The sequence below is a fragment of the Flavobacterium johnsoniae UW101 genome (assembly GCF_000016645.1).
GTDB lineage: Bacteria > Bacteroidota > Bacteroidia > Flavobacteriales > Flavobacteriaceae > Flavobacterium > Flavobacterium johnsoniae.
On record NC_009441.1, the window covers coordinates 1 to 13,329 of the forward strand.

Below are 13,329 nucleotides of genomic sequence, written 5' to 3' on the forward strand. Positions count from 1 at the left end.
AATACTTTTTCGATAGTTTCATAACAATCTGTAATGTTTCACAACAATAGCTATAAGATTAGACTCAAAATTTAAAAATAAGTTACTTTTGCAAAGTGAATAAACATGAAAAATATATAAAACGATGCATAGAGCTTGCTAGAAATGGCTTTGGAACAACATATCCAAATCCGATGGTGGGAAGTGTAATTGTTTATGAAGATACTATTATTGGCGAAGGCTGGCATAAAAAAGCCGGTGAACCGCACGCCGAAGTAAATGCAGTTCGATCTGTAAAAGACAAATCGTTATTAAAAAAAGCTACAATTTATGTCAGCTTAGAACCTTGCTCCCATTTTGGAAAAACACCTCCTTGCTGTGATTTGATTATTGCAAACAAAATTCCAAATGTGGTTGTAGGAACGGTCGATCCAAATGAAAAAGTAGCAGGAAGAGGAATTAAAAAACTAATTGAAGCCGGTGCCAATGTTGTGGTTGGAATTTTAGAAGATGAATGTAACGAACTCAACAAACGTTTTTTTACATTCCACCAGAAAAAACGACCGTATATTATTTTAAAATGGGCTGAAAGTCTGGACGGATTTCTCGCTCCTGAAAAAGAAATCGATCAGGAAAGAAAACCAGTTTGGATTACCAATCAATATTCACGTCAATTAGTCCATAAATGGCGAAGTGAAGAACAGGCTATTTTAGCAGGAACTCAGACGGTTGTTGACGACAATCCGAAATTAAACGTCAGAGATTGGTCAGGAAATAATCCGGTCAGAGTAATTTTAGATCAAAACAACCGAATTTCTAAAGACAGTTTTGTTTTTGATGAAAGTGTAAAAACTATTGTTTTTACGAAATCTGAAAACATGATTTCGACAGAAAATACGATTTTTGAAAAAATTGATTTTGATAAAAATAGTATTGAAAATATTTTAGCTGTTTTATACCAGCATCAAATTCAATCTATAATTATTGAAGGAGGCAGACAGACTTTAGAATCTTTTATAAATGAAAACATTTGGGATGAAGCCCGAATATTTATTGGAAAAAACACTTTTAAAAAAGGAACTAAAGCTCCGGAACTTCAAAAACAAAATGCCATTAAAACTTATATTCAAAACGACGAATTAATATATGTAAGAAATCATGATTGATACGATAATTTTTGACTTTGGAGATATTTTTATCAATTTAAACAAACAAGGAACAATTTCTGGCTTGCAAAAATTAGGTCTGAAAGAATGGAATGCTGAACTTGACCGCTTGAATTTATTATTTGAAACTGGAGATATTTCATATGATGATTTTGTGAGCGGATTTCAAGAACAACTTCCAAATGCTTCTATAGAAGAAATTCTGGAAGCCTGGAATGCGGTTTTAGCAGATTTCCCTTCTTATAGATTAGATTTCGTAAAAGAGCTTTCAAAAAAATACCGTTTGTTTTTATTAAGCAATACTGATTCTATTCATATTGCCACTTTCGAAAAAACAGTCGGCGTTCCTTTTTATACTGATTTTTACAATTGTTTTGAAAAAGTCCATTTTTCATTTGAAATTGGAAAAAGAAAACCAAATGCTAATTCGTATCAGCATTTAATTGATGAACATAATTTAGTTCCAGAACAGACTTTATTTGTTGATGACAAAAAAGAAAACACGGATGCCGCTGCAGCATTAGGTTTGCATGTTTGGAATTTACAAGTAGGACAAGAAGATGTTGTAGATTTATTTACTAAAGGATTATTATAAAAATATTATTTGGCCACAGATTAAATGGTTTTTTTCACGCAGATTTAAAAAGATTTGAGCCGATCTACACAGATTATAATACAAACTAAATCTGCTAAAATCTGCAGAATCTGCGTGAAAAATTCGTGGAATTCGTGGAATTCGTGGCAAAAAAACAAAACAATTTAGAATATAGATTTGGAATATAACGATACGTATCAAACCATTGCCAGAAAATCTGAAGAAGTACTTTTTAAAGAAAAAGGAAGTAAATTCTTTGGTTATGCTTTTCCTATAGAAAACGAAGAAGAAGTAAAACCTATTATAGAGGATTTACGAAAACTTCATCCGCATGCTGTACATTATTGTTATGCTTATCAATTAGGGACAGCTCCCAAAATTTCTTATCGTGCAAATGATGATGGAGAGCCAAGCAATACAGCTGGAGCACCAATTTACGGACAGATACAATCTTTTGGCGTAACGAACGTTCTTGTAGTTGTGGTTCGTATTTTTGGAGGCACAAAATTAGGAGTCGGCGGATTAATTGCGGCATATCGAACAACCGCACAAATGACATTAGAAGTTTGTGAAATTGTTGAAAAAACGATTGATGTTCATTTTTTAATTTCTTTTGATTATAAAAACATGAACAAAGTAATGCGTGTTATAAAAGAAAAAAAACTGGAAATAACATCTCAGGAAATGGAAATAGATGAAAATTCCGGTCTTCCAATTGGGAAAATCATCACAAAAACGCGAAAAAAAAATGCCGAAATGATATTCGACATTTTTGATTTAATGTTTGAAATTGATGTTAAAATTATATAATTTAGTATAAAAACGTATCTGGATTTAACAATTATTCCATCGTTTTAAACAATTCTAAAATATAATCTGGAGGTGCCGTTGGGCGGCCCGTTTTTAACGAAATAAATACTAAAATAAACACTGCCGTTGTTAATAACTCATTTGCTTCGTTATAAATTTCGCAGTCAAATTCGATCTTAACAGATGACTGGCTTTTGAATGTTGTATGAATAGTTAAAAGCTCATCGTAACGAGCAGATTTTTTATAGTTGATCTGCATGGAAACAATTGGAAGCCCAATACCGCTTTCTTCCATGCTTTTATACGAAATCCCTTTATTTCTAAGCCATTCCACGCGTCCAATCTCAAAATAAGGCACATAATTTCCGTGATAAACAACTCCCATTTGGTCAGTTTCGGAGTAACGAACACGCACTTGCGTTTGATGTTTTTTCATTATTAATGTATTAAAAAAATTTAAATTATTCAAGCCCTCTTACAACATTTTTTTATAAAATTAGATACCAAAATATTTTTTTTTACAGAAATTTGTTCACATATTTGTTATCCCGAAATAAGGAATAAAATCGCTCCTTTTTTTACAGGAGAATCTTTATTAATAATATAAAAATTTATTTGAATCTATGACTAAAACTGCTCAATCGGTATGGGAAAACTGTTTGTCTTTTATAAAGGACAATATTCAAGATCAAGCATACAAAACTTGGTTTGAACCAATCAAATCAGTTGAGCTAACCGATAACGCGTTATATATTCAAGTACCAAGTAAATTTTTCTACGAATGGCTCGAAGAGCATTACGTAAAATTATTAAAAGTTGCACTTACCAAAGAACTTGGAAAAAATGCAAAGTTACTCTATAAAATTAAAATGGAGAACACTTATGGAAATAAACAGCCATTTACCGAACAGCTCCCAAGTTCCAACAGAGTTCCAATGAAACCGCAAGAGGTTGATGCTCCGTTTAAAAACTTAAATCCTGAGCTTAAAAATCCTTTTGTAATTCCTGGAATCCGAAATTTAAAAATTGAATCTCAGTTAAATCCTAATTACAGTTTTGACAATTTCCTTGAAGGAGATTCTAACCGTTTAGCCCGTTCTGCCGGTATGGCTGTTGCTAATAAACCTGGAGGAACTTCATTTAATCCTTTGTTGATTTTTGGAGGAGTTGGTTTAGGAAAAACACACTTAGCACACGCTATTGGGGTTGAAGTAAAAGACAAATATCCTGAAAAAACGGTTTTATATATATCTGCCGAAATTTTCACACAACAATATATTGATTCGGTTAAAAAGAATAATCGCAACGATTTCATTCACTTTTACCAATTAATCGACGTTTTGATTATTGATGATGTTCAGTTTTTATCTGGTAAATCAGGAACTCAGGACGTATTTTTCCACATTTTCAATTACCTGCACCAAAACGGAAAACAAGTAATCTTAACTTCTGATAAAGCTCCTGTTGATATGCAGGATATTGAACAGCGTTTATTATCTCGTTTTAAATGGGGATTATCTGCTGAGCTTCATCAGCCTGATTACGAAACCCGTATCTCGATCTTAAAAAACATTTTGTATCGTGATGGTGTTGATATGCCGGAAGACATTCTTGAATATGTTGCCCGCAATATCAAATCTAACGTAAGAGAATTAGAAGGTGCTATTATCTCTCTTATTGCTCAGTCTTCTTTCAATAAAAAAGAAGTTACGATTGAATTAGCAAAAAGTGTAGTTGAGAAATTTGTTAAAAACGTAAAGAGAGAAATCTCTATCGATTATATCCAAAAAATTGTTTCCGATTATTTCCAGCTGGATATCGAAACGCTTCAATCTAAAACAAGAAAGAGGCATGTTGTTCAGGCTAGACAATTGGCCATGTTTTTTGCAAAGAAATTCACTAAAGCTTCTTTAGCAAATATTGGTTCACAAATTGGAGACCGCGATCACGCAACTGTATTACACGCTTGTAAAACTGTTGACAATTTAGTTTCTACAGACAAACAATTCAAAAAATTTGTCGAAGACATCAACAAAAAACTAACGCTATAACGCGAATCATGCCAGTAAAAGTTTTAATGGTTTGTTTGGGGAATATTTGCAGATCTCCTTTAGCAGAAGGAATTTTAGCATCAAAATTACCCGCAGACAAATTTATTGTAGATTCTGCAGGAACAGGATCATGGCATGTAGGACACTGCCCCGATAAGCGTTCCATAGATGTTGCCCGCAAAAACGGAATCAACATAAGCGCACAAAAAGGCAGACAAATTAAATCATCCGATTTTGATGAATTTGATTATATCTATGTAATGGATAATTCAAATTTTCGTGATGTAGTTCATCTGGCTAAAACTCCTGAACATAAAAGTAAAGTTCGTTTAATTCTTAACGAATTATTCCCAGACGAAAATGTTGATGTTCCAGATCCTTATTATGGTTCCGCAAATGGTTTTGACAACGTTTACCAAATGCTAGATGAAGTAACAGATTTAATTGCTGACCAGCTTCTAAAAAAACATTCTTAATTCAATTGTTTCTGCAAAAGAGATAGTTGAATTTTTTAATTTTAAACACATATACATGAAACTTCTCGGAAAATTATATCTTATTCCAACTACAATGGGCGAAAGCGATCCGATGGATGTTTTACCACAAACGGTAAGAAGAACGATAGAAGTTATCGACCATTATATTGTTGAAAACGATAAAACAGCCAGAAAATCTATAAAAGCCGTTTATCCAGAAAAAAAACAATCTGAACTTGTTCTTTTTACTTTAAACAAACGAACAGAACCAAGCGAACATTTAGATTTTATAAAACCTTTATTAGAAGGTAAAAATATGGGATTAATGAGCGAAGCCGGATGTCCGGGCGTTGCTGATCCTGGTGCCGTAATTGTAAAATTGGCACATGAAAAAGGGATTCAGGTTGTTCCGTTAGTCGGCCCCTCTTCCATTTTACTAGCGATGATGGCTTCTGGAATGAATGGCCAGAGTTTTACTTTCAACGGATATCTACCAATTGACAAAGACGAAAAAAAATCGGCAATACGTCATTTTGAGAGATTATCTCAGGACAAAAACCAATCACAGTTATTTATTGAAACACCTTATAGAAACAATAAATTGATCGAAGATCTTTTACAGATTTTAAATCCGTCGACACATTTATGTATTGCTACAGATATTACACTGCCAACGGAATTCATAAAAACCTTGAAAGTTTCGGATTGGAAAAAATTGAAAATCGATATTGACAAACGACCAACTATTTTTATTATTCATAAAATCTAATTGAACCTAGATAATGAAAAAGGCTTTAATTCTAATTTTGACTTCAATCTGTTTTGTACAATGTAATTCTTCAACAGATACTAAAGATTCAAAAAACAAAAAAACGGAACAAAATATTACTAAAGAAAACAACTCTGAAGAGTTTCTTCCTGAAGTTAATTCAACTGTTAACAAAGATACAGTTAAAATAAAAGAGGACACTAAAGTATATGATATTGACTCAATAGATGTAAAACCTGATTTTGATAAAGGAATTGCAAAACTTCATAAATTTATTAGAAACAATTACAAATATCCTGACGAAGAACTTAAAGTAAAAGGAATAGTTGATGTAAATTTTGTAGTTGAAAAGGATGGCACACTAACTGATATAACAGTTACCAAAGATGCTGATTATGGAACAGGAAAAGAAGCGATTCGCATTCTAAAAAAATGTCCAAAATGGCTTCCAGGCACACAAAACAACAAACTTGTGAGAGTTCGTTACTATTTAACTATACCAATAGATGTATATCATGAGCAAACTCCCTAACGTAACTACAAGCATTTTTACAGTAATGTCCAAAATGGCATCTGGATACAATGCAATAAATCTTTCGCAGGGATTTCCAAATTTTCCTGTTGACGAAAGATTAACAGATATTGCTGCAAGATTATCCAAGGAAAATGTGCATCAATATACACCAATGGCAGGTTATCCGCCATTGATGAATAAAATTGCAAAGCTGATTAAGGATTCTTATAAAAGAACCATTAATCCAGATTTAGAACTTTTGGTTACAGCCGGAGCAACACAGGGAATTTTCACTACAATTTTGGCTCTGGTAAAAGAAAACGACGAAGTAATTATTCTTGATCCAAGTTATGATTCGTATGAATCTCCTGTTTTACTCTGCAAAGCAAAACCTGTTCGTGTGGCACTAAATGACGATTATACTCCAAATTGGGAAACAATCGAAAAAGCTTGTTCGGAAAAAAGCCGAATGATTATCATCAATAATCCACATAATCCGACGGGAAAAATTTTAACTGAAAATGATTTTATTCAGCTAAAAAATCTTCTTGAAAAATATCCAGACATTATTGTTTTGTCTGACGAAGTTTACGAATACATTACTTTTGAAGAAAAACACATTTCAGCACATACAAAAGATTTTCTTTTAGACCGCTGTATTATGGTTTCTTCTTTTGGAAAATCCTTTCATATTACTGGCTGGAAAATTGGCTATACCATTGCGCCAGAACATTTAATGAAAGAAATCAAAAAAGTGCATCAGTTTTTGGTTTTCAGCGTAAACAGCATTTCGCAGTTTGCAATCAGCGAATATCTGGATGTTGTTGATGTAAATCTGCTTGGAAAATTCTATCAGGAAAAAAGAGATTACTTTCAGAAACTGCTTCAAAACAGTCGCTTTGAACTCAAACCATGTGAAGGAACCTATTTTCAGGTTGCTTCTTATGCCAATATTTCAAATGAAGATGATGTTACTTTCTGCAAAAATCTAATAATTAATCACGGAGTGGCTGCCATTCCAATTTCTACTTTTTATTCAGATCATAAAGATCAAAAATTAATTCGTTTTTGCTTTGCAAAAGATAATTTTACGCTGGAATCTGCTGCAAAAAAATTGTGTGAGATATAAAGTTTATCAAAATTTTATAACATTATTATGCGTGCATCCTATTATTTTAATTAATATTGTAAAAAAAGAAAAGTATGAGTTACACAGATAAAATGTTACGAGACGACGCTTTAAAAGGTAAAGTTATTGTAGTTACTGGCGGCGGAAGCGGTTTAGGTAAAGCAATGACCAAATATTTTTTAGAATTGGGCGCTCAGGTTGCGATTACTTCCAGAGACTTAGAAAAGCTGAAAACAACAGCTGCAGAACTCGAAAGCGAAACTGGCGGAAAATGTTTACCTCTTCAATGTGATGTTCGCCATTATGAAGAAGTAGAAAATATGCTTCAGGAAACTTTAAAAATTTTCGGAAAAGTGGATGTTCTTTTAAACAATGCAGCAGGAAATTTCATTTCGCCAACAGAACGTTTATCTGCAAATGCATTTGATACTGTTATCGATATTGTTCTTAAAGGTTCTAAAAACTGTACACTGGCTTTTGGAAAACACTGGATCGACACAAAACAAACATCGGCAACGATTTTAAATATTGTAACAACTTATGCGTGGACTGGTTCTGCTTATGTGGTGCCAAGTGCAACGGCTAAAGCTGGGGTTTTAGCCATGACAAGAAGCCTTGCTGTAGAATGGGCTAAATACGGAATCCGTTCTAATGCAATCGCTCCGGGACCATTCCCAACAAAAGGAGCATGGGATAGATTATTGCCGGGAGATCTTTCTGAAAAGTTTGATATGGCAAAAAAAGTGCCGTTGAAACGTGTAGGAGATCATCAGGAATTAGCCAATTTAGCAGCTTATTTAGTTTCTGATTTTTCAGCTTATGTAAATGGTGATGTTATTACAATCGACGGAGGCGAATGGTTAAAAGGTGCCGGACAATTTAATTTATTAGAAGCAATTCCAGAGGAACTTTGGGATCAGCTTGAAATGATGATAAAAGCAAAAAAGAATAAATAATTACAAGTGCTTACTAAATTCAGAATATTTTTTAAAACTATACTGATTGCACGAAATCCCGAAGGTTTACTTTCGGGATTTTTTTTAAAATAAAAACAAACATTTTAACCATATAAGTGATATAAGTTCAGTTAAGTACTATTTTGCTTAAAAATTTTTCTACTTAAATTTAGTTACATTACTTATATGGTTAAATTACATTCTATGTTTAGCAATTCAGTTTAATTATTATTTTTGCCAAACAAATATCAAACAAAAATTTTATGCTCATTATTGGAATTGCAGGAGGAACTGGAAGCGGAAAAACAACGGTTGTACACCAAATCATGAATGAATTGCCAGATACAGAAGTTGGAGTAATTTCTCAGGATTCGTATTATAAAGAAAACCATAACTTGTCTTTTGACGAGAGAGCATTAATAAACTTTGATCACCCTCGTGCCATTGATTTTGAATTATTGGTAAAACACCTTAAAGCTTTAAAAGCAGGAGAAACTATCGATCAGCCGGTTTATTCTTTTATTCAGCATAACAGAACCGACGATACGATTTCAACTCATCCAAGAAAAGTAATGATTGTGGAAGGGATCTTAATTTTAACAAATCCGGAATTAAGAGAGCTTTTTGACATTAAAGTATATGTTCACGCTGATTCTGACGAAAGATTAATTCGTCGTTTAAAAAGAGATATTTCTGAACGCGGACGTGATATTGACGAGGTTTTAAACCGTTATCAAACAACTTTAAAACCAATGCACGAACAATTTATCGAACCAACAAAAGCTTTTGCAGATATTATTATTCCAAACGATAAATACAATACGGTTGCAATTGATGTAGTTCGGGCCGTAATTAATCAGAGAATTTTATAATTTTTATCGTAAATTTAAACCATAAAAATACAGGCTTCCCGATAATTATCGGGAATGCTTTCTATAATGTCTAAAACTCAATCATATACAAAAGAAACAATCTTATATGAAATTCAAAAATCCGTATAAAGACAAAAAATGGTTTAAATTCCTGGGCAATAAATACGTCTGGGTATTGTTGTTTTTTGTTATCTGGATGCTATTTTTAGACAATTACTCCTATTTTGACCATCGTTTTTTAGACGGACAAATTAATGAGCTGAAAGACAATAAAAAATATTATCAGGAAGAAATAAAAAAAGATCAGGAACAGATCAAACAACTTAAAAATCCTGAACAAATAGAAAAATATGCCCGCGAAAAATACTTTATGAAAAAGGACAGCGAAGATATTTACATCATTCATTTTGAAGGAGACACTATTCAGGAAAAAGAATAATTCAGAAAAAACACCAAATGACCACTAACCTATTCGAAGATTTTAATCCGATTTCATCCAAACAATGGAAACAAAAAATTCAGTTTGAATTGGATGGAGCCGATTACAACCAAACTGTTATTTGGAATTCTCCAGAAGATATTCAGGTAAAACCTTTTTATCACAGCGACGAATTTACAAAATCAGCTTCTGTACAAACTCAGGCATCAGAATTTAAAATCTGCCAAAATATATTTGTTCACGATGTCGAAAAATCTATTAATAGAGCCCTAAATACTATTGAAAGAGGTGCCGAAAGTTTACGTTTTACAATTCAAAACGAAAATACTGATGTACAGAAATTATTAGAAAATCTTCCTTTAGAAGGCAGAACTGTTTATTTTCATTTGAGTTTTCTCTCAATCGATTTCGTAAAAAAACTGGACGTCATTTCGGTTCAAAAAAATGCGATTTTTTATTGCAATCTTGATCCAATAGGACAATTGGCTCGAGACGGAAACTGGTTTACAACATCAGATAAAAATAATTTTGAGACGCTTGAAAAAATTTCAAACCAAACTAACCTTCCGTTTCTTAGTGTAGATTTAGGTTTGTATCAAAATTCGGGTGCAAATATTACACAGCAGATTGCTTATAGTTTAGCACATGCTAATGAGTATTTAAACCGTTTCCCTGCTTCAACAAAAACAATAGTTTTCCAAATTTCTGTTGGAACAAATTACTTTTTTGAAATTGCAAAACTTCGTGCTTTACGAATGCTTTTTAAATTAATTGCTGCAGAATATAATCCTGATTTAGATTGTCATTTTTTAGTTACACCGACTAAGCGAAATAAAACGATTTATGATTATAATGTCAATATGCTTCGCACCACAACCGAATGTATGTCGGCAATTTTAGGCGGTGCCGATGCTGTAGCTAATTTACCTTACGATGCTTTATATCACAAAGACAACGAATTTGGTGACCGAATTGCCCGAAACCAGCTTTTAATTCTAAAACACGAAAGTTATTTTGATAAAGTTGACAATCCAGCCGATGGAAGTTATTATATAGAAAGCTTAACCGTTCAGTTGGCAGAAAAAAGTCTTGCCTTGTTTAAAGACATTGAAGCAAACGGAGGTTTCTTAAAACTTTTGAACGACGGAACAATCAAAAAGAAAATTCAGGAAAGTGCCAGCAAAGAACAAGAATTATTCGATTCTAAAAAAGAAGTTTTGTTAGGCACCAATAAATACCCAAACAAAGAAGACAGAATGAAACACGATTTAGAATTGTTTCCTTTTGTAAAAATCAAACCAAGAAAAACATTAATTACACCCATTATAGAAAAAAGATTAGCTGAAAAGCTGGAGCAAGAACGATTAGAGTTAGAATAATCTTTTAAACGTAATTAATAACCAACAGAAAGAAGTGTCTCCATGATAAGAAAAGACCTTAAACATATTAACCTTCAAAGTCAACAGTCGAAAACCGAAAGCCAAAAGGCTGAAGATTTGACTAAAAACTTCACAACCGCCGAAGGAATCGAACTTAAAAAAAACTATACTGAAAAAGATATAGAAGATTTGGAGTTCATTGATTTTGGAGCCGGCTTTACACCCAATTTACGCGGGCCTTATGCTACGATGTACGTTCGTCGTCCGTGGACGATTCGCCAGTACGCCGGATTTTCAACCGCAGAAGAAAGTAATGCTTTTTACAGAAGAAATCTTGCTGCGGGTCAAAAAGGACTTTCCATCGCTTTTGATTTACCAACACACCGAGGTTACGATTCTGATCATGAAAGAGTTGTTGGTGATGTTGGAAAAGCAGGTGTAGCCATCGATTCTGTTGAAGATATGAAGGTATTATTCGATCAGATTCCGCTAGACGAAATGTCGGTTTCTATGACCATGAACGGTGCTGTTTTACCTATTATGGCCTTTTATATTGTAGCAGCCGAAGAACAAGGTGTCGAACTGAACAAACTTTCAGGAACAATTCAAAATGACATTTTGAAGGAATTCATGGTGCGCAATACGTATATTTATCCACCTGCACCTTCAATGAAAATTATTGCTGATATTTTTGAATTTACGAGCAAAAAAATGCCAAAATTTAATTCTATCTCAATTTCAGGTTATCACATGCAGGAAGCCGGAGCAACAGCTGATATAGAATTAGCGTATACTTTGGCAGATGGCTTAGAATATATTCGAACCGGATTATCAACCGGAATGACAATTGATGAATTTGCTCCTCGCCTTTCTTTCTTTTGGGCAATAGGAATGAATCATTTTATGGAAATTGCCAAAATGAGAGCCGGCCGAATGATTTGGGCAAAACTAATTCAGCAGTTTAATCCAAAAAGTGATAAATCATTAGCATTAAGAACGCACTGTCAAACCAGTGGCTGGAGTTTAACAGAACAAGATCCGTTTAATAATGTAGCCAGAACTTGTATCGAAGCTACTGCAGCCGCATTTGGAGGAACGCAGTCTTTACATACCAATGCACTTGACGAAGCGATTGCTCTGCCAACAGATTTTTCTGCCAGAATTGCACGAAATACGCAGATTTATTTACAGGAAGAAACTAAAATCACTAAAACCGTTGATCCTTGGGGCGGCAGTTATTATGTTGAATCTTTAACAAACGAAATTTTAGAAAATACCTGGAAACTTATTGAAGAAGTTGAGGAACTGGGCGGCATGACAAAAGCAATTGAAGCCGGAATTCCAAAACTTAGAATTGAAGAAGCAGCGGCCCGAAAACAAGCCAGAATCGACAGCGGTCAGGATATTATTGTTGGTGTAAATAAATTTAGATTAGAAAAAGAAGATCCTTTACATATTTTGGATGTTGATAACCAAATGGTGCGTAAACAGCAAATTGAGCGACTTGAAGAAATTAAAGCAAAAAGAGATACTGAAAAAGTAAATCTATCACTGGAAAAATTAATTCATTGTGCCAAAACCGGAGAAGGAAACTTACTAGAGATTGCTATAGAAGCTGCCAGAAACAGAGCTACACTAGGCGAAATCAGCGATGCTCTGGAAAGTATTTTTGGAAGGTTTAAAGCACAGATTAAATCATTTAGCGGTGTGTATAGTGCAGCAATAAAAAACGACGAGAATTTTGAAAAAGCAAAACAGCTGGCTGATGCTTTTGCAAAACAAGAAGGAAGACGACCAAGAATTATGATTGCCAAAATGGGACAAGACGGTCATGACCGCGGTGCAAAAGTGGTAGCAACTGGTTATGCCGATGTGGGTTTTGATGTAGATATAGGTCCGTTATTTCAAACTCCTGCTGAAGCTGCAAAACAAGCTGTAGAGAATGATGTACATATTTTAGGTGTTTCATCTCTTGCAGCCGGACATAAAACATTGGTTCCGCAAGTTATTGAGGAACTTAAGAAACATGATCGTGAAGATATTATGGTGATTGTGGGCGGTGTAATTCCAGCACAGGATTATCAGTTTTTATTTGATGCAGGTGCTGCGGCAATTTTTGGCCCGGGAACTAAAATTAGTGAAGCGGCTATTCAAATACTTGAAATATTAATAGACTAAAATAAAGTGCAAAAAA

General features: G+C 33.7%; 14 protein-coding genes. 13 read left to right on the top strand and 1 reads right to left on the bottom strand.

Annotation, left to right across the window (positions count from 1 at the left end; all coding sequences use genetic code 11):
- Positions 1-95 precede the first annotated feature (95 nt).
- The 3 genes from ribD (at position 96) to FJOH_RS00025 (ending at position 2,550) form a co-directional block, all read left to right on the top strand.
- Entirely contained in the window at positions 96-1,145 is a 1,050-nt protein-coding gene (gene ribD, locus FJOH_RS00015) for a bifunctional diaminohydroxyphosphoribosylaminopyrimidine deaminase/5-amino-6-(5-phosphoribosylamino)uracil reductase RibD (RefSeq protein ID WP_011921521.1), read from the top strand.
- A complete protein-coding gene (locus FJOH_RS00020; protein ID WP_011921522.1) occupies positions 1,138-1,740 on the top strand; it encodes an HAD family hydrolase in 603 nt (200 codons plus the stop codon). Before ribD ends, FJOH_RS00020 begins: the two co-directional genes overlap by 8 nt.
- A gap of 177 nt (positions 1,741-1,917) precedes the next feature.
- Positions 1,918-2,550, top strand: coding sequence for an IMPACT family protein (locus FJOH_RS00025; RefSeq protein ID WP_011921523.1), 633 nt, complete (start codon positions 1,918-1,920; stop codon positions 2,548-2,550).
- 31 nt (positions 2,551-2,581) lie between these two features.
- Here the strand turns inward: FJOH_RS00025 and FJOH_RS00030 are convergent, their stop codons facing one another.
- The gene (locus FJOH_RS00030; protein ID WP_011921524.1) at positions 2,582-2,986 is read right to left on the bottom strand and encodes an acyl-CoA thioesterase; all 405 of its coding nucleotides are present in this window, start codon (positions 2,984-2,986) and stop codon (positions 2,582-2,584) included.
- 187 nt (positions 2,987-3,173) lie between these two features.
- On the opposite strand from FJOH_RS00030, the gene dnaA reads away from it, so the two are divergent.
- The 10 genes from dnaA to scpA all read left to right on the top strand — a co-directional run bounded on the left by dnaA (position 3,174) and on the right by scpA (position 13,313).
- On the top strand, positions 3,174-4,601 hold the full coding sequence (gene dnaA, locus FJOH_RS00035) for a chromosomal replication initiator protein DnaA (protein ID WP_011921525.1): 1,428 nt from the start codon (positions 3,174-3,176) through the stop codon (positions 4,599-4,601).
- 8 nt (positions 4,602-4,609) lie between these two features.
- A complete protein-coding gene (locus FJOH_RS00040; RefSeq protein WP_011921526.1) occupies positions 4,610-5,077 on the top strand; it encodes a low molecular weight protein-tyrosine-phosphatase in 468 nt (155 codons plus the stop codon).
- A 55-nt stretch (positions 5,078-5,132) separates the two neighbouring features.
- A complete protein-coding gene (locus FJOH_RS00045; RefSeq protein WP_011921527.1) occupies positions 5,133-5,846 on the top strand; it encodes an SAM-dependent methyltransferase in 714 nt (237 codons plus the stop codon).
- 13 nt (positions 5,847-5,859) lie between these two features.
- Complete coding sequence (locus tag FJOH_RS00050) at positions 5,860-6,378, top strand: energy transducer TonB (RefSeq protein WP_011921528.1); 519 nt, start codon at positions 5,860-5,862, stop codon at positions 6,376-6,378.
- Positions 6,362-7,489 (top strand): methionine aminotransferase, encoded by a 1,128-nt coding sequence (locus FJOH_RS00055; RefSeq protein ID WP_011921529.1) that lies wholly within the window; start codon positions 6,362-6,364, stop codon positions 7,487-7,489. Before FJOH_RS00050 ends, FJOH_RS00055 begins: the two co-directional genes overlap by 17 nt.
- Before the next feature lie 74 nt (positions 7,490-7,563).
- Positions 7,564-8,445: an SDR family oxidoreductase gene (locus FJOH_RS00060; protein ID WP_011921530.1), complete on the top strand. Its 882-nt coding sequence runs from the start codon at positions 7,564-7,566 to the stop codon at positions 8,443-8,445.
- A 263-nt stretch (positions 8,446-8,708) separates the two neighbouring features.
- Entirely contained in the window at positions 8,709-9,317 is a 609-nt protein-coding gene (udk, locus tag FJOH_RS00065) for a uridine kinase (RefSeq protein WP_011921531.1), read from the top strand.
- Positions 9,318-9,423: 106 nt separating this feature from the next.
- On the top strand, positions 9,424-9,756 hold the full coding sequence (locus FJOH_RS00070; RefSeq protein WP_011921532.1) for an FtsB family cell division protein: 333 nt from the start codon (positions 9,424-9,426) through the stop codon (positions 9,754-9,756).
- Positions 9,757-9,773: 17 nt separating this feature from the next.
- Positions 9,774-11,135, top strand: coding sequence for a methylmalonyl-CoA mutase subunit beta (locus FJOH_RS00075; protein ID WP_011921533.1), 1,362 nt, complete (start codon positions 9,774-9,776; stop codon positions 11,133-11,135).
- A 42-nt stretch (positions 11,136-11,177) separates the two neighbouring features.
- Positions 11,178-13,313: a methylmalonyl-CoA mutase gene (gene scpA, locus FJOH_RS00080; protein ID WP_011921534.1), complete on the top strand. Its 2,136-nt coding sequence runs from the start codon at positions 11,178-11,180 to the stop codon at positions 13,311-13,313.
- Positions 13,314-13,329: the final 16 nt, after the last annotated feature.

Excerpts from the sequence above, each read along its gene's own strand:
- FJOH_RS00045 (WP_011921527.1), top strand. The coding sequence starts at position 5,133 with ATGAAACTTCTCGGAAAATTATATCTTATTCCAACTACAATGGGCGAA.
- FJOH_RS00040 (WP_011921526.1), top strand. The coding sequence starts at position 4,610 with ATGCCAGTAAAAGTTTTAATGGTTTGTTTGGGGAATATTTGCAGATCT.
- FJOH_RS00070 (WP_011921532.1), top strand. The coding sequence starts at position 9,424 with ATGAAATTCAAAAATCCGTATAAAGACAAAAAATGGTTTAAATTCCTG.
- FJOH_RS00075 (WP_011921533.1), top strand. The coding sequence starts at position 9,774 with ATGACCACTAACCTATTCGAAGATTTTAATCCGATTTCATCCAAACAA.
- FJOH_RS00020 (WP_011921522.1), top strand. The coding sequence starts at position 1,138 with ATGATTGATACGATAATTTTTGACTTTGGAGATATTTTTATCAATTTA.
- FJOH_RS00050 (WP_011921528.1), top strand. The coding sequence starts at position 5,860 with ATGAAAAAGGCTTTAATTCTAATTTTGACTTCAATCTGTTTTGTACAA.
- FJOH_RS00060 (WP_011921530.1), top strand. The coding sequence starts at position 7,564 with ATGAGTTACACAGATAAAATGTTACGAGACGACGCTTTAAAAGGTAAA.
- scpA (WP_011921534.1), top strand. The coding sequence starts at position 11,178 with ATGATAAGAAAAGACCTTAAACATATTAACCTTCAAAGTCAACAGTCG.
- dnaA (WP_011921525.1), top strand. The coding sequence starts at position 3,174 with ATGACTAAAACTGCTCAATCGGTATGGGAAAACTGTTTGTCTTTTATA.
- FJOH_RS00030 (WP_011921524.1), bottom strand. The coding sequence starts at position 2,986 with ATGAAAAAACATCAAACGCAAGTGCGTGTTCGTTACTCCGAAACTGAC.
- FJOH_RS00055 (WP_011921529.1), top strand. The coding sequence starts at position 6,362 with ATGAGCAAACTCCCTAACGTAACTACAAGCATTTTTACAGTAATGTCC.
- udk (WP_011921531.1), top strand. The coding sequence starts at position 8,709 with ATGCTCATTATTGGAATTGCAGGAGGAACTGGAAGCGGAAAAACAACG.